Below are 15,551 nucleotides of genomic sequence, written 5' to 3'. Positions count from 1 at the left end.
GCTCGCGGCGTTGTAGCCAAAAACGGGGTCCGGCGATTCATCCACCCGGTTCAGGATCACCGACGGTTCATCACCGGCATTGCTGACGATGCAGCGCAAGGGCTCTTCCAGGGCGCGGGCCACCAGGCGTATGCCCGATGTCTCATCGAGCGTGCTGCCAGTCATCGTGAGCAAGGCGCGCCGGGCACGAAGCAGCGCCACGCCACCGCCCGGCACGATGCCTTCTTCAACCGCCGCGCGGGTGGCGTGCAAGGCGTCTTCAACCCGAATCTTGCGCTCCTTCAACTCGGTTTCAGTGGCGGCGCCGACCTTGATCAAGGCCACACCACCGGCCAATTTTGCTGCGCGCTCGTCGAGCTTTTCGCGGTCATAGTCGCTGCTCGCCAATTCGCGCTCTTTGCGAATGGTGGCGATACGATCCTTGATCGCCTGGGGCTGGCCGGCGCCACCAATCAGCGTGGTGGTTTCCTTGCTGACTTCAGCGCGGGTGGCGCGCCCTAGATCTGATAATTTGACCTTGCTCAGCGTCAGCCCGATTTCGTCGCTCACGACGCTGCCACCGGTGAGCACCGCAATGTCCTGCACCATCGCCTTGCGCCGGTCGCCAAAGCCCGGCGCCTTGACCGCGCAGGTTTTCAGGGTGCCGCGTATCGTGTTGATCACCAGCGCCGCGAGCGAATCGTTGTCGACCTCCTCGGCAATGACCAGCAGGGGCCGGCCCTCCTTGACGATTTCTTCGAGCAAGGGCAGCAAGTCTTTCAGCGAGCCCAGGCGGCCCTCACACAACAGAATCGCCACGTCTTCGAGCACCGCACTCTGGCGTTCGGCATTGTTGATGAAATAGGGCGACAGAAAGCCACGGTCAAACTGCATGCCTTCCACCACGTCGAGCACGCTGACCAGGCCGGAACCGTCCTCGATCGAAATCGCCCCTTCACGCCCGACCTTGTCGATCGCGCTGGCCAGCAGGTCGCCAATGGAGCGATCGTTGTTGGCCGAGATCGACGCCACATGGGCAATCTCCTGCGAGCTGGCACACGGCTTGGCCATCTGTTTGAGCTCTGCCACTACCGTGTCGATGGCGATCTCGATGCCGCATTTGAGGTCCATCGGATTCATGCCGCCGGCCAGATAGCGCAAGCCCTCGTGGATCATGTTGTGCGCCAGCACGGTGGCGGTGGTGGTGCCGTCGCCCGCCATTTCGCTGGTACGTGCTGCCACCTCGCGCAGCAGCTGCGCCCCCATGTTCTCAAAGCGATCCTCCAGTTCGATCGACTTGGCCACCAGCACGCCGGAGTTGACGATCTGCGGCGTGCCAAAGTCGCGCTCCAGAATCACGGTGCGTCCGCGCGGCCCAAGGGTGACTTTGACCGCTTCTGCCAGCGTGTCAACGCCGCGGCGAATCTTGTCGCGGGCGTCGTCATGGAAAAGAAGTTGTTTGGGTTTCACGGTATGCACCTGTTCACAAAGCGCTGATGCCATCCTAGGAGCGAGGGCCAAGGCTACGCTTGACAATTCGCAAGCACAGCCAACGCCTGGCCCGGGGCTAAGAGGCGCGGTCGGCTTCAAGGCCTGGTTTGGCGCCTGGTTTGAGAAATCTCAAATTGGCCGCGAGCCGCTTTATCTACATTCAATCGCGCAACACGACAGAGCGTGGGGCTGACCAACAAAGATATCTACCGCTGGAGCCAATGATGAGAACCGATGCCGAACTGAAAGCTGAAGTGATGGAACTGCTGGACGCGATTCCTGCCGTCAACGCATCTGATATTGAAGTCGATGTTGACAGTGGCGTCGTGACCTTGAGCGGCCACGTCGACACGCCCCAGACCCGGTTTCAGGTGGAGCGAACGGCTCGGCGTGTGCCCGGCATACGCAGTCTGGCCATCAGCCTCAAACCGGGCCAGTTGGCTGGCAAAAAACATTACCACTGAGCAAGAGGGAAATCGGTCGTTTGACCGTTATCAATTGACAACAAGGACCGGCCCGAATTGGCGCGGGCAGTCTCGCTTTCGGGCCGCTGTCACTCAGTCTGAAGCCATCCTTTGCAGCAATTGCTGAACCGACAATTCGGTGGCGTGGCGCTTCTCCACATCGGTTTCAAACTGCAAATCCCGCATCGACAGCGACAACTCGACAAGGGCGTCGCGTAACTCAAACAACGCGGAACTGATTTCCTGAAAAGCGTTTTCAACGTTGGTGCCTGATGATGAGTTTTCCATTGACCCTCTCCTCATGTGTGACTTGGATTAACTGTAGTGAGATCGCGTCTTGCGCAACTTGCGCGTTGTCAAGTGGCGTCAGGCGCCGCCTCAATCGCGGCGCGCACCGCTTCGTCAATGTCGTCGAGATAAACGAATTCGAGCTGTTGCCGGGCCGGCAGCGGCACCTCTTCAAGGTCCTTTTTATTGCGCGCGGGCAACATGATTGTTTTGATGCCAGCGGCCAGGGCCGCGAGCATTTTTTCCTTGATGCCGCCGACCGGCAACACCAAGCCGCGCAGGCTGATCTCGCCGGTCATGGCCACATCGCTGCGCACCGGACGGTTCATGAACAGGGAGGCCAGCGCAATGAACATGGCCACCCCCGCACTGGGGCCGTCCTTGGGGATGGCGCCGGCCGGCACATGGATATGCACATCGGTCTTTTCCAGCAAGGCGGGGTCAAGCCCGAAAGTGGCGCCCCTTGATTTCACCAGCGTCAGCGCGGCTTGCGCGGATTCTTTCATCACGTCGCCCAACTGGCCGGTCAGGATAAGACGACCGGTGCCCGCCATGCGGCTGGCTTCGATGAAGAGAATGTCACCGCCCACAGGCGTCCAGGCCAGCCCGGTGGCCACCCCGGGCAGGCCCGCGCGCAGCGCGACTTCGTTTTCAAACTTGGGCGGACCCAGCACCTCAAGTAAATCCGGCACGTCGATTCGGGCGCCTTCAATTTCCCCTTCGGCGATGCGCACGGCCACGCGCCGACACACCGCGCCAATTTGGCGCTCCAGGTTGCGGACACCGGCCTCGCGCGTGTAGTCCCGAATGATGGCGGCGATCGCCTCATCGGTGATCTCAAATTGTTCGGGCTTGAGGCCACTGTCGTCGAGTTGGCGTGCCACCAGATAACGCCGCGAGATCTCGCGCTTTTCTTCCTGCGTGTAGCCCGCCAAGTGCAAGACTTCCATGCGGTCGCGCAGCGGACCGGGAACGGTGTCGAGCACGTTGGCGGTGGTGATGAACAGCACCTGTGACAAGTCATAGGGCACGGCCAAGTAGTTGTCGCGAAAGCTGTTGTTCTGCTCCGGGTCGAGCACCTCAAGCAGCGCCGCTGACGGGTCGCCCTGAATGCCGCTGCCGAGCTTGTCAATTTCATCGAGCATCATGACGCAGCCACGGGTGCCGGCTTTCTTCAGTGCCTGGATGATGTTGCCGGGCAGGGCGCCGACGTAGGTGCGCCGGTGGCCGCGAATCTCGGCCTCGTCGTGCACGCCACCGAGCGACACACGCACAAATTTCCGCCCCAGCGCGCGAGCGATGGATTGCCCGAGCGAGGTTTTGCCAACGCCGGGCGGGCCCACCAGGCACAGGATCGGGCCGTGGCCGCCGGGCTTGAGCTTGCGCACCGCCAGAAATTCGAGAATGCGCTTTTTCACCTTTTCCAGATCAAAGTGATCGGCGTCCAACACCCGGCGCGCCTGCGCGACGTCAATCGTGTCGGGCTCTGGCGCCTTCCAGGGCAGTTCAATCAGCCAGTCAAGGTAGGTGCGCACCATCGAGTATTCGGCCGAGCCGTCTGCCATGCGCTCCAGCCGTTTGAGCTCCTTGGTCGCCTGCTTGGCGACTTCCTCGGGCATGTGGGCCTCGTCGATCGAATTGCGCAGTTCGCTGATTTCAGCGGCATTGCCGCTGGCGTCTTCGCCGAGTTCCTTTTGAATCGACCTCAATTGCTCACGCAGCAAGAACTCACGCTCACGCTGCCCGAGACTGGCCTTGGTGCGCTTGTCAATGTCACGCGAGAGGTTCAAGACATCGATGCGGTGCACCAGCATGTCCAGCACCCGGTCCAGGCGTCGGCGCAGATCAATCTCCTCCAGAATCTCCTGCTTCTCGGCCGGCTTGATGTCCACGTAGCCCGCCACCAGGTCGGCCAGCGTCGCCGGCGTATCGATGCCCTGCACCGCATGGACCATCTCGGCCGGCACTTGCGGCAGCAATTGCAGCACCTCGACGGCGCGCTCCTTGAGCCGCATGAAGCGCGCCTCGATTTCGGGGTCGTCCGGCACGGCGGCCTCGGCAATGCGCTCGATCCGCGCCACCGTGAAGGCAAAGCCCGCCACGTAACCCGTCACGCGGAAGCGCTGCTGGCCCTGGCACACGATGTGATGGGTGCCGTCCGGGGTGGTGACGTAGCGCAGGATGGCGGCGATGGTGCCAACAGGTGAAAGATCATCGGGCCCGGGGGTTTCAACCTCCGGATTTTTCTGCATCAGGATACCGACCGCCTGCTCGGTCTTGACCGCGTACTGGGCGGCCGCGATCGAGCTGGCACGCCCGATGGAGATGGGCACCACCATGCCAGGAAACAACACCATGTTGCGCACCGGCACGATGATCAAGGCGTCGCTCGGCAGCGTGGGCTCCGGCTCGGCTTCAACCTGGCTGTCGCCCTTGTCGGGCAAGTGGATGACTTGACTCATATGCGTTGCTCTAGGTGGAGCCGCAGGCAGCCGTTTTCGAACTGCATGTCAGCAATGCGATAGCCTGCGTCGGGCAAGCCAATGCGGCGCTCGAAGCGACCATAAGGAATTTCCAGCCGGAGAATGGCGCCCTTGCCAAGGCTCGCACCAAACGTGCGCTCGCCGCGCACCACAATCGCCTGCGGCTCCAGGCTGACTTCGAACCGATCCGGTGCCACGCCCGGCATCGCAATCAGCAGGCCCAGTTCGTGCCCGTTCTCATACATATCGACCGGCGGCTCCCAGCAGGGCGCGTTGTCGACGTGGCCAATCTGGAAAAACTGGCGTTGCAGTTGATCGGCGGTGTACAGCAGTTCGACCGCTTCGGCCAGCATCCAAGCCCTGGGATCACGATGTCGCATTCCTCAGTCCCGTCCCATGTTCATGTTCCGCTCTCCTGTATTTGCCCTGGCGCCTGATGGATCAGACGGTATTCAAGGTTAAGAGCGACGCCCGGCGGGCTGCTTGAGAAAACGCAAGCGTTCGGACGATCAGCACCTTGGGGCGCTGCCAACCGGCGCCAAGCAGGATCGGGTCGGCTAAAGCGCAATAAAAGGACCGGAATCCAGCACTAACCCGCATTTACAGGCAGGGCGCGCCGGGTTATGGTCGCAGGATGAAAAAGCAAAGTATCTGGACCGTCGATCTGATCGAGTTGCTCAAGCTCTGGCTCAGCGACCTGGTGGCTTTTTTTGAGACCGCCCTGATGTTTCTGGTGCTGTCGCTGCCCGTGGTCATTTCGGCGCTGGTGCTTTGGTGGCTGGTGTAGTTGTTACTCAAACATTTGAGTCATAAAAGCGGATGGAATTTCGCCCGGCCCTTTTGGCCTGGTACATGGCGACATCAGCACGGTTCAACATGTCGTCACGGCTGACTGCATCGTTGACAAAAAGCGTCACGCCAATGCTGGCCGAGCAATGGTGCAGCACGGCGTTATCGGCTTGCCCCGCGCGCTGCAGCGTCAAATGATAAGAGCTGGACAAAGCATGGCGGATCTTTTCAGCCACTGCCGCGGCTTGCACCGTCGATTTCGCCTGGTCTGAATCGAGCGCCCCGAGCATCACCACAAATTCATCGCCGCCGACCCGCGCCACGGTGTCGACCTCGCGCACACAGCGTTTGAGTCTTGCCGCTGCCTCGATCAGCAGCAGGTCACCGACTTCATGGCCGTGTGCGTCGTTGAGCGGCTTGAAGTTATCCAGATCCAGAAACATCAGCGCGCCATAGCAGCCACTGCGTTTGGCCGTGATCATGGCTTGCTGGAGGCGATTGCCTAAAAGTCGGCGATTGGGGAGCTGGGTCAAGGCATCATGAAAAGCCTGTGCGTGAATCAATGCCTCGGCGCGCTTGCGCTCGGTCACATCCGTCAGCATCGCCAGCAAGCAAGGTTCGCCCTGCAGCTCGATGAGACGCCCAGACATCTCCAGCATGCCGACCTTGCCGCCTTGGGTGCGAAAGTCGATCAGGAAACCGTCCACGCGACCGTGTTCGCGCAGCAGGAGCAGCACCTTGGCACGTTGTTCCGGATGGGCATAAGTGCTCAACTCGGCGACGGTTCGCCCCAATGCTTCGTCACGCGTGTAGTTATACAGACGCAGGCAAGCATCATTGACATCAAGTATGCGGCCACTGTCGATCCGACTGATGACAATGCCAATCGGGCTGGCCTGAAAGACTGCCGACATGCGGGTGTCACTATCGCGCAAGGCGGCTTCAATGCGACGTCGCTCCGTGATGTCGCGGAAGATCACACTGGTCTTGAGCTTGCCGTTCTTGTCGTTGTATAGCGTGGACGATACGTCGCAGGGGAATTTCGTGCCGTCTTTGCGCATGAACACGCGTTCGCCCACCGACCGGCCGGTGCGGCTGCGCTCTTCCAGAAAGCTCGCCAGCCCCGGATCGGCGTTGTCAACGACACCATGGCACCCCAACTGCCGTAGCTCTTCTTCTGTGCACCCAAGCATGTCGCAGGCGGCTTGGTTGGCCGAAAAGATTCTTCCATCGGGCGCCGTGAGCAGGATGCCGTCGATCGACGTTTTAAACAGCAGTCGGTAACGCTCCTCGCTTTCGCGTTCAGCCTCTTGTGCCAACTTGCGCTCGGTGATGTCCTGCACGGTGCCCAGGCCCGCCAGCGCCGTGCCGTCGACACCAAACGTGACTTCAGCCACTTCCCTGACCCAGCGCACTTGGTCGCCGACGACGATTCGGTGTTCAAGGTCGTAAGGGTGACCTGCCAGCGCCCCATTCCAACCCGAGAGGACCGAGGCCAGGTCATCGGGATGGACGTAACTGGCAAAGGCGTCAATAGTCTGAGTGGTGCCAACAGGCACGCCAAACATTCGGTAGGTTTCATCAGACCAGGTCAGCACCTTGGTACCCATATTCAGGTACCAACTGCCGACCTTGGCAACCGCCTGGGCTCGATTGAGCTGACCTTCACTGGCAACCAACCGCGTGTTGAGCTCGCCGAGTTCGCGCTTGTGTCGCGCCATCTCCCGAAAAATCAACTCAAACGGCTGGCGCACGCCGGACAGAACAATTGCCATGAATGCCAGGGCGACCGACAAAAACCGGAAGTAATGGCCGAGTTCGTTGGTGAAGTCATAGAAACTACCGTAGCGCGTAAAGCAAAATTCGGTGGCCACCGCCAGAAACAGTGAGCTGACCAGCAGAAAAAATATCCTCGGCTGAAAATGATGTTTGAAGCGATACAACATGATAAAACCCACCACCAGCATGGTGATGATGAGGTACTCGCCGTAAACCTTGAAGGCGGTCAGGCCGACGCCATCCACGAAGGTGGCAGGAAACCATTGCGCCATCACCGCCACGCAGGCGACCACAGCGACGCCGGCAAATGCGGCGCTCACAGCATGGAAATTCGGCTTTTTGGTGATGGCGAATGGCGCACACAGCAGCGCCAGTGCCTCCAGAAAACGCGCGATCAGCCAAAACTGGGTCGGGTAGTTGGTCGAGACCCCGGGGAACAGATTCATGCCTCTGAAAGTCAGGGTGTGCAAGACATCAACCAAACCCACCGCGGCGTAGGAGCCGCCCAGGACAATGAGGTAGCCGTTGACCAGGTAGCGGCTGCTGATCCAGGTCAACACAAAGATCGAGAAGCTCACCACAATGGCCAAAATCTCCGCCATCGTGTGAAAGAACAGGTAGTGCGTGGACCGGGCCACCGCCAGTACGGCAATGGTCGCCAGCAGCACGCCGACCACCAAGAAGTCTGAGTTCCTCAGCAATTGAGGCAGGCGCCAAGTGGGTGTGGTTGCGTCTCTCGAAGTCATCATTTTTAAGCCTTGCGCCAGCCAAATGCAGCGCCGAGAGAGTGGTCCTTGTGGATCCGACCATGATAACCGTCGCACCCTGCAGCCGCAGAGCGCAGCGCCACTCAGTAGATCCAGTTGGGCCGCGCTTCAAACCATGCCGGCCCGCGCTGCCATGGCAGCTCGTGCTCTTAGCGCCGCAGTTGAATCAAGCCCGCCGACAACGCGGTGCCGCAGACGATGATGGCGCCGCACAACAGCATCCACAGGGACACCACCTCACCCAAAAACAGGACACCGTAGATCACCGCGAATACCGGGATCGCGAACGTGACCGTCAGCGAGCGCGCCGGCCCCACGTTCTCGATCAGCCGGAAGTACAGGATGTAGGCGACGCCGGTGCACAGCACACCGACGGCCAGCAGGGCCAGCCAGGCCGCGGTGCCCGGCGCGCGCGTCGGCCACAGCCACAGGGTGGGCAGCGCCAGGCCCAGGGTGGCCCCAAACTGGCTGCCGGTGGCGGTGACCAGCGAGGGCAAGCCGCCCAGATGACGTTTGGTGTAACTGGCCGAGATGCCATAGCACAGGCAGGCAGTCAAAACGGCCAGCACGGCCCAGCCGGTGGCCGGGCCCGAGGTGCCGGGTTTGAAGCTGGCTTTGTCCCAGGCCAGCAGCGCGACGCCGGCAAAGCCGATCAGCAAACCCAGAATGCGCAGGCCGTGCGGACGGTCCTTGAGCCAAAGCCAGGCAATGACCGCGCCAAACAAGGGCACGGTGGCGTTCAGAATGGCGGACAAACCCGTGCTGATGGACAAGAGCGCAAACGAAAAACAGGCAAACGGGATGGCGGAATTGAGCACGCCGACGAAAAAGACTTTCTTCCAATGCCTGGCCAGCTCGGGCCAGAGCCCGCGCCACAACAGCAGCGGTCCCAAAAAAAGGGCTGCAATCCCGACCCGCAGGCCTGCCGTCGGGATGGCACCGAACTCCTGGGCACCCAGGCGCATGAACAGAAAGGACGAACCCCAGATGGCAGCGAGCAGAACAAACTCGGTGCGCCAGGGCTTGGTGGGGGGCAGGGAATTCAAGGTGTGGTTTCTTGAGGTTGGCGTTGTTCGGGCTTGAAGCTCGCGCCTTCGAGTTGCAGCAACGCCGTCTTGCGTGGCAAGCCACCGGCATAGCCGGTGAGTGATGCACCTGCCCCGAGCACGCGGTGACAGGGCACGATGATACTCAAGGGATTGCGGGCCACCGCGCCAGCCACAGCACGCACGGCAGCGGGCTTGCCGATGCGGGCACTCAGGGCGCCATAGCTCACGGTGGCGCCGAACGGAATTTGCAGCAGGGCGCGCCAGACGGATTGTTGAAAATCAGTGCCAACCGATAAATCCAGCGCCAGCTCAAAGGCCTGACGCTCGCCGGCAAAGTACGCACTCAACTGGGTTTGGGCCTGTTGCAGCACCGGTTGATTGCGGTCCGAGGGCCAGCGCGCGGTGTCGGGCTGATGGCTTTGGCCGTCAAACCACGCGCCCACCAATCTGTCGTGCGCGGCGGCCAGAACGATGCGTCCGAGCGGGCTGTCACAGCTGGTTTGAACGGTGGATGATGCAAACTTCATATCAATTCTCCTTGTAGCCCCCGTGGAATATGGCTATACAGCTATCTATTTAATAGAACTTACAGTGACTTGCCGGCCGGCTGCAGCGGCCGGCAGGGTGGCCCAGGCGCGGATCATGGCGTAGCTGCGCCACGGCTGCCAAGCCAGCGACGCGGCCTGCGCTTCTTTGGCCGGGTTTTTGGCGTCTTGCACGCCCAGTGCCTTGTGTAGGGCGACGTCGCCGGCCGGAAAGGCGTCGGGCCAGCGCAGTGCCCGCATGGCAATGTACTGGGCGGTCCAGTCGCCAATACCGGGCAACGCCTTCAGGGCGGCCAGCGTGCCGGGCACGTCTGCGCCGGCGTGCAGAGTCAGGCGCTGCGCCGCCACGGCGCTGGCGATGGCCTGAATGGCCGCTTGCCGCTGCCGCACGATGCCCAACTCGCCGAGCGCATCGCCGGTGGCGGCGGCCAGCGCCCCGGCGCTTGGAAAGAGGCGGTTCAGCCCGGCGATGGGGGTTTCGATCGGTTCACCAAACCGTTGCACCAGTCGTGCCGCCAGCGTGCGCGCAGCGGCCACCGTGATCTGCTGGCCCAGGACGGCGCGCACGGCCAGCTCAAAGCCGTCCAGGGTGCCGGGCACGCGCAAACCGTCGCCCAACGGGAAGCTGGTCCGCAGCAGGCTGTTGATGGCGCTGGGCTCCGCGTCCAGATCGAGCAAGGCCCGCACGCGTGACATCGCCCAGGGCAGCACCTCGCGCAACGAATCACTCAAGCGCAGATCCACGCGGTGGCCGGCAGCGTCAAAGCGTGCCACCAGCCAGCCGGTGTAGCGTGTCTTGCCGCATTGCACGGCCACGGTTTTGCCGATGCTCTGGCTGCCGGGCTCCAGCGTGACGCGTTCAATCCCGGTGACCTGGCGTATGCCAAAGAACTGCAGCATGGCGTCCACGTCATAGGGCGGACGATAATGCAGCCGGATATGAAGGCTCTGGCCTGTTGCGTCGTGCCCGTGCTTTGCGCCATTGCGGCGCAACTGCGTCGGGTTGAGGGCGTAGTGCGCGGCAAACACGGCATTGAAGCGCCGCACGCTGGTGAAGCCACTGGAGAGCGCGACCTGGGAGACGGCCAGTGTGGTGTCGGTCAGCAGCTGTTTGGCGCTCAGCAAGCGCTGTGTTTGCAGGTACTGCAGGGGCGACACACCAAACTGCGCCTCAAAAATGCGGCGTAGATGGCGATCGCTCACGCCCAGACGCTGGGCCAGCCGCTGCACGGTGGGTGCGCTGTCACCCCAGGCTTCGGGTAAATCCAGCAGACGCGCCGCCTGTCCGGCCAAAATTCTGGAGGCGTCCTGGATGGACCACGGCTTGGCGTCAAACACTTGGCCCAGGGCCGAAGTGCGCGGCGCAATTTCCGGGCGGCAACGCAGACAGGGCCGAAAGCCGGCCTGTTCCGCCTGCGCCGCGTGAACAAAAAACCGGCAGTTTTCACGCTTGGGGGTGCGTACGCGGCAGACCGGGCGGCAATAGATGCCGGTCGATGTGACGCCGGTGTAGAAACAGCCGTCAAAGCGCGCGTCTTTCGCCTTGAGTGCGAGGTAGCGGGCGTCGTCGTCGGGCGGTGCTGGATAGGCTGTCATGCCGATGATGATACGCGCCCATCACTGCAAAACCGGCCGTTTTCGGACATGTCCCTGGCGGTGGCCGCCGCCTACAATTCACGGCACGAACCGAGCTCATCCATTTTCAGGAGACCCAGCCATGCAGTTATCAACTTCCATTTTCAAGGCCTACGACATACGGGGCATCGTGCCAGTCACCATTGATGAGGCGGTGGCCGAAGCGCTGGGCCGGGCCTTTGGCACGGCGGCGCGGCGTGAGGGCGAAACCGTGGTGGCGGTGGGGCGCGACGGTCGCCTCACGGGCGCGGAGTTGAGCGCGGCTTTGACGCGCGGCCTGGTGGCCGCGGGCGTCGAGGTGATCGACATCGGCAGGGTGACGACGCCGATGCTGTACTTTGCCGCCAACACCTTGTGCAGCAGCGGCATTCAGGTCACTGGCAGCCACAACCCGAAAGACCACAACGGCTTCAAGATGGTGCTGGCCGGTCGCGCCATTTACGGCGAAGAAATTCAGGCGCTGCGCCGCATGATGGAGGATGAAAGCTGGGTCCTGCAAAGCGGTGGCCAGACGCGTTCGGTCGATGTGCTGGCGGCCTACCAGGCGCGGATCGTGGGCGACATCAAGCTGGCGCGTCCGATGAAGATCGTGGTTGACTCCGGCAACGGCATTGCCGGGGCCAGCGCGCCGGCCATCTTGCGGGCCATTGGTTGCGAGGTGATCGAGCTGTTCAGCGAGGTCGACGGCAACTTCCCGAATCACCACCCCGACCCCAGCAAGCCGGAGAACCTGCGCGACCTCATGGCCGCGCTCAAAAACAGCGACGCCGAACTGGGCCTGGCTTTTGACGGCGACGGCGACCGCCTGGGCATCGTGACCAAAGAGGGCAACAATATCTTCCCGGATCGGCAACTGATGCTGTTTGCGCGGGATGTGCTGACGCGTGTGCCGGGCGGCACGATCCTGTTCGACGTGAAATGCTCGCAGCGCCTGGCCCCGGCGATTGAAGCCGCGGGAGGTGTGCCCTTGATGTTCAAGACCGGCCACTCGCTGATCAAGGCCAAGATGAAAGAAGTCAACTCGCCGCTGGGCGGTGAGATGAGCGGCCACGTCTTCTTCAAGGAACGCTGGTACGGCTTTGACGATGGCACCTACGCAGGCTGCCGCCTGCTTGAAATCTTGAGCCGCTCGCCTGATGCCAGTGCCGTGCTGGACGGTTTGCCGACCAGTTTTTCCACCCCGGAATTGAACGTCAAGTGCGCCGAGGGCGAGCAGCACACGGTGGTGGCGCAACTGCTGGCCGCAGCAAGCGCGGCGATGAGCGCCAGTGCCGGCGGCGGCACGCTGATGAATGCGGTCAAGGCCGGTGCGAAGGTCTCCACCATCGACGGCTTGCGCGTGGACTGGCCCGATGGCTTTGGCCTGATTCGTGCGTCCAACACCACGCCGGTGCTGGTGCTGCGCTTTGAGGGCCAAACGCCCGAGGCGCTGCACCGCATCGAAGGCACGATGCTGACGCTGCTCCGCGAGGTCAAACCCGGCGCGGTGCTGGACCAGGCCGCGCATTGAAGGTATTGATCGTCAAGCTGTCTTCGCTTGGCGATGTGGTGCACGCCATGCCGGCCGTGCAGGACATCCGGCGCACCTGGCCCGAAGCGCAGATTGACTGGGTGGTGGAGCGCAGCTTTGCGCCCTTGCTCAAGCGTTGTGACGGACTGAACCGGGTGATTGAGTGCGAACTGCGGCGCTGGCGCAAGTCGCCTCTCTCGGGGCAGACCCGCCAGGCCTGGCGCGCATTCAAAGCCGAGTTGCAGCGCGAACGCTATGACGCTGTCATCGACCTGCAGGGCTTGAGTAAGTCGGCGCTGATCTCCTGGCTGGCGCGCTTGGCGCCTGGCGGCAAACGCGTCGGTCTGGCGAACCAGACGGAAGGCTCCAGCTATGAGGCGCCCGCGCGCTGGGTGGCCGATGTGGCGGTGAGGGTTGAGCCGCACTGCCACGCCGTGGTGCGCTCGCGCGAGCTGTGCGCCCAGGCGCTGGGCTACGCGCTGCCAACTTCTATGTCTTTTGGGCTTCTAGCCCCCGTCCCCATTGCGCAAGCAGCTATAGATACTGAAGCAGTTGATGCCGCCTGTCCGAACGGCACGGTCGCCTTCGTGCATGGCACCTCACGCGCTGACAAGCAATGGCCGCTCGATCACTGGCGTAGTCTCGGTCAGCGTCTCAATGCCAGCGGCTACGCCGTGGCCTTGCCGCAAGGCAGTGACGCCGAGCAGAAAACAGCACAGCAGATCGCACAGGGGCTGGCCCATGCCGTGGTCTGGCCCCGGCTCGCCCTGGACGCCTTGAGCGACGCGCTCGCGATGTGTGCCGGGGTGGTGGGGGTGGACAGCGGTTTGAGCCACATCGCCGTGGCGCTGGATTTGCCCCATGTGCAGATCTACAACTTTGACACCGCCTGGCGCACCGGGCCACTGGACCGGGCGCACCAGTGCAGCGTGTTTGCCCAGCCAACGCCCGCGGTGGATGCGGTCTGGGCTGCCTGGCTGGCCGTCAGGGCGGCAGCTTCCGCCGGCGCCGGTCCCGCATTGGTCCCGGTGGCGCGCGCCATACCCATGGGCGACCCGGAGGCTGCCAGGTGACGCGCCTGTTGTACAGCCTGCTGATGTGGCTGACGCAGCCCTTGCTGCGCCTCAAACTGCGTCGTCGCGGTGCGCAGGAGCCGGGCTACCTGCTGGCCATGGACGAGCACTTCGGGCATTACGCGTCGGTGGCGCCACCGTTTGATGGCAACACGATCTGGGTGCATGCGGTGTCACTGGGCGAAACCCGCGCCGCCGCCGTGCTGGTGGCCGGTCTGCGCGCGCGTATTCCCGGCATGCGCCTGCTGCTCACGCACGGCACCGCCACCGGCCGTGCCGAGGGCACGCAGTTGTTGCTTGCGGGCGACCTGCAGGCCTGGCAGCCCTGGGACACACCGGGCGCGGTGCAGCGCTTTCTGGCGCACTTCCAGCCGCGCATCGGCATTCTGATGGAAACCGAAATCTGGCCCAATCTGGTCGCCGGCTGCGCGCAGCGCGGCGTGCCGCTGGTGCTGGCCAACGCGCGTCTGAGCGAGCAGTCACGGCGCAAGACACTCAAGCTGGCCTGGTTGGCGCGGCCGGCCTACCGCGCCTTGAGTGCGGTGTGGGCACAGACGCAAGACGATTGCGCGCGCCTGGCGAGTCTGGGGGCGCCGGTGCAAGGCGTTTTCGGGAATCTCAAGTTTGACGCCACGCCCGACGCGGAGCAGCTGGCGCTGGGCCAGGCGTGGCGTCAGCGCTTCGCCCGGCCGGTGGTGATGCTGGCCAGTTCACGCGAGGGCGAAGAAGCGGCCTTGCTCCAAGTCTTGGCATCGTTTGGGCCTCTAGCCCTCGTGAATACTGCACATACCGCTACTATTTCAGTAGTTCATGAAGTCCAATGGTTGATCGTGCCACGCCACCCGCAGCGCTTCGAGTCGGTGGCGGCGTTGATCGAACAGCAGGGTTTTGCGTTGTTGCGTCGCAGCAGCTGGCCCGATGGGCCGCTGCCGCGCCTTGCACCGGCTGACGCGCCATCGACCCGGCCCACGGTCTGGCTCGGTGACTCGCTGGGAGAGATGGCGCTGTACTACGGCCTGGCCGACGTGGCGCTGTTGGGCGGCAGCTTCGAGCCGCTCGGGGGGCAAAACCTGATTGAGGCGGCGGCCTGTGGCTGCCCGGTGGTGATGGGCCCGCACACGTTCAACTTCGCTGACGCTGCCGAGCAGGCGCTGGCGGCGGGTGCCGCGCAGCGCGTGGCCGACATGACGCAAGGGGTGCAAGCGGCTGCCAAGTTGGCGGTTGACGCCATCGCGTTGGCGGGCGCACAGCATGCTGCCGACGCCTTTGCCCGCAGCCAGTGCGGGGCCAGTGAACGCTTGACGCAGGCCGTGGTGCAGTTGTTGGCCGACCACCCGATATCAAAAAAGTCACTTCACGTTAACTCCCATGGTCAACCGCCAACCTGATCGATGAATTGACTTGGCAATGACTAGGAGCCTGTCGGACTATCGGAAGCATCGGCTGCAATCCGACCGCAGCGGTCTATTTTTCACCGTCTTTTTGACCAATAGCGGGGCTATTGGCCTGCAAATCCGGCAAAAACTATCCTCGCTGGGGCCGAATTTCGCTTCGATGCCAATAGTCCGACAGGCTCCTAGCGGCGTGCGTTGGGGGTCTGACGTAGCGAAGTCAAGGAGGAGGCTAAGGCGAAGCCCCAAGCCGGGGGACATTCGCGAAGTTGGACCCCCAACGCGCGCGGCGGGTTCGGTTGACTGCG

13 protein-coding genes are annotated in these 15,551 nt (G+C 62.8%); 5 read left to right on the top strand and 8 right to left on the bottom strand.

Translation table 11 applies throughout. From position 1 onward, the window contains the following. On the bottom strand, nt 1-1,449 hold a 1,449-nt coding region (groL, locus tag GZ093_RS16505), incomplete at its 3' end, for a chaperonin GroEL (protein WP_296487959.1). Nucleotides 1,450-1,694: 245 nt separating this feature from the next. On the opposite strand from groL, the gene GZ093_RS16500 reads away from it, so the two are divergent. Beyond that, nucleotides 1,695-1,934 (top strand): BON domain-containing protein, encoded by a 240-nt coding sequence (locus GZ093_RS16500; RefSeq protein WP_296487957.1) that lies wholly within the window; start codon nt 1,695-1,697, stop codon nt 1,932-1,934. A 93-nt stretch (nt 1,935-2,027) separates the two neighbouring features. On the opposite strand, the gene GZ093_RS16495 is transcribed toward GZ093_RS16500, so the two are convergent. The 3 genes from GZ093_RS16495 to GZ093_RS16485 all read right to left on the bottom strand — a co-directional run bounded on the left by GZ093_RS16495 (nt 2,028) and on the right by GZ093_RS16485 (nt 5,085). Further along, a complete protein-coding gene (locus GZ093_RS16495; RefSeq protein WP_296487954.1) occupies nt 2,028-2,222 on the bottom strand; it encodes a hypothetical protein in 195 nt (64 codons plus the stop codon). Nucleotides 2,223-2,290: 68 nt separating this feature from the next. Further along, nucleotides 2,291-4,684: an endopeptidase La gene (lon, locus tag GZ093_RS16490; RefSeq protein WP_296487952.1), complete on the bottom strand. Its 2,394-nt coding sequence runs from the start codon at nt 4,682-4,684 to the stop codon at nt 2,291-2,293. Beyond that, a complete protein-coding gene (locus GZ093_RS16485; protein WP_296487951.1) occupies nt 4,681-5,085 on the bottom strand; it encodes an Hsp20/alpha crystallin family protein in 405 nt (134 codons plus the stop codon). Before GZ093_RS16485 ends, lon begins: the two co-directional genes overlap by 4 nt. A 254-nt stretch (nt 5,086-5,339) precedes the next feature. Here GZ093_RS16485 and GZ093_RS16480 point away from each other — a divergent pair, with 254 nt between their 5' ends. Next, the gene (locus GZ093_RS16480) at nt 5,340-5,492 is read left to right on the top strand and encodes a hypothetical protein (RefSeq protein ID WP_296487949.1); all 153 of its coding nucleotides are present in this window, start codon (nt 5,340-5,342) and stop codon (nt 5,490-5,492) included. 7 nt (nt 5,493-5,499) lie between these two features. On the opposite strand, the gene GZ093_RS16475 is transcribed toward GZ093_RS16480, so the two are convergent. The 4 genes from GZ093_RS16475 to GZ093_RS16460 all read right to left on the bottom strand — a co-directional run bounded on the left by GZ093_RS16475 (nt 5,500) and on the right by GZ093_RS16460 (nt 11,230). Beyond that, nucleotides 5,500-7,974, bottom strand: coding sequence for an MASE3 domain-containing protein (locus tag GZ093_RS16475; RefSeq protein ID WP_296487946.1), 2,475 nt, complete (start codon nt 7,972-7,974; stop codon nt 5,500-5,502). A 215-nt stretch (nt 7,975-8,189) separates the two neighbouring features. Continuing rightward, entirely contained in the window at nt 8,190-9,086 is an 897-nt protein-coding gene (locus GZ093_RS16470) for a DMT family transporter (protein WP_296487944.1), read from the bottom strand. After that, nucleotides 9,083-9,616 (bottom strand): methylated-DNA--[protein]-cysteine S-methyltransferase, encoded by a 534-nt coding sequence (locus GZ093_RS16465; protein ID WP_296487941.1) that lies wholly within the window; start codon nt 9,614-9,616, stop codon nt 9,083-9,085. Before GZ093_RS16465 ends, GZ093_RS16470 begins: the two co-directional genes overlap by 4 nt. A 45-nt stretch (nt 9,617-9,661) precedes the next feature. Further along, complete coding sequence (locus GZ093_RS16460; protein WP_296487937.1) at nt 9,662-11,230, bottom strand: DNA-3-methyladenine glycosylase 2 family protein; 1,569 nt, start codon at nt 11,228-11,230, stop codon at nt 9,662-9,664. Nucleotides 11,231-11,351: 121 nt separating this feature from the next. On the opposite strand from GZ093_RS16460, the gene GZ093_RS16455 reads away from it, so the two are divergent. From GZ093_RS16455 to GZ093_RS16445, 3 genes are read left to right on the top strand one after another with little or no spacing between them, the layout of a single operon-like run. After that, on the top strand, nt 11,352-12,779 hold the full coding sequence (locus GZ093_RS16455; protein ID WP_296487934.1) for a phosphomannomutase/phosphoglucomutase: 1,428 nt from the start codon (nt 11,352-11,354) through the stop codon (nt 12,777-12,779). After that, the gene (gene waaC, locus GZ093_RS16450) at nt 12,776-13,852 is read left to right on the top strand and encodes a lipopolysaccharide heptosyltransferase I (protein WP_296487932.1); all 1,077 of its coding nucleotides are present in this window, start codon (nt 12,776-12,778) and stop codon (nt 13,850-13,852) included. The genes GZ093_RS16455 and waaC overlap by 4 nt, the downstream gene beginning before the upstream one ends. Nucleotides 13,853-13,875: 23 nt before the next feature. Beyond that, complete coding sequence (locus GZ093_RS16445) at nt 13,876-15,240, top strand: 3-deoxy-D-manno-octulosonic acid transferase (protein ID WP_296487962.1); 1,365 nt, start codon at nt 13,876-13,878, stop codon at nt 15,238-15,240. Nucleotides 15,241-15,551 lie beyond the last annotated feature (311 nt).

This window comes from Rhodoferax sp., assembly GCF_010365055.1.
Classification (GTDB): Bacteria; Pseudomonadota; Gammaproteobacteria; order Burkholderiales; family Burkholderiaceae_C; genus Rhodoferax.
The sequence above is the reverse complement of the archived record's forward strand: the minus strand, read 5'-3'. Positions and strand labels throughout refer to the sequence as shown.

Coding starts and splice junctions, on each gene's coding strand:
- GZ093_RS16500 (WP_296487957.1), top strand. CDS start 1,695: ATGAGAACCGATGCCGAACTGAAAGCTGAAGTGATGGAACTGCTGGAC.
- GZ093_RS16495 (WP_296487954.1), bottom strand. CDS start 2,222: ATGGAAAACTCATCATCAGGCACCAACGTTGAAAACGCTTTTCAGGAA.
- lon (WP_296487952.1), bottom strand. CDS start 4,684: ATGAGTCAAGTCATCCACTTGCCCGACAAGGGCGACAGCCAGGTTGAA.
- GZ093_RS16485 (WP_296487951.1), bottom strand. CDS start 5,085: ATGCGACATCGTGATCCCAGGGCTTGGATGCTGGCCGAAGCGGTCGAA.
- GZ093_RS16480 (WP_296487949.1), top strand. CDS start 5,340: ATGAAAAAGCAAAGTATCTGGACCGTCGATCTGATCGAGTTGCTCAAG.
- GZ093_RS16465 (WP_296487941.1), bottom strand. CDS start 9,616: ATGAAGTTTGCATCATCCACCGTTCAAACCAGCTGTGACAGCCCGCTC.
- GZ093_RS16460 (WP_296487937.1), bottom strand. CDS start 11,230: ATGACAGCCTATCCAGCACCGCCCGACGACGACGCCCGCTACCTCGCA.
- GZ093_RS16455 (WP_296487934.1), top strand. CDS start 11,352: ATGCAGTTATCAACTTCCATTTTCAAGGCCTACGACATACGGGGCATC.
- GZ093_RS16445 (WP_296487962.1), top strand. CDS start 13,876: ATGTGGCTGACGCAGCCCTTGCTGCGCCTCAAACTGCGTCGTCGCGGT.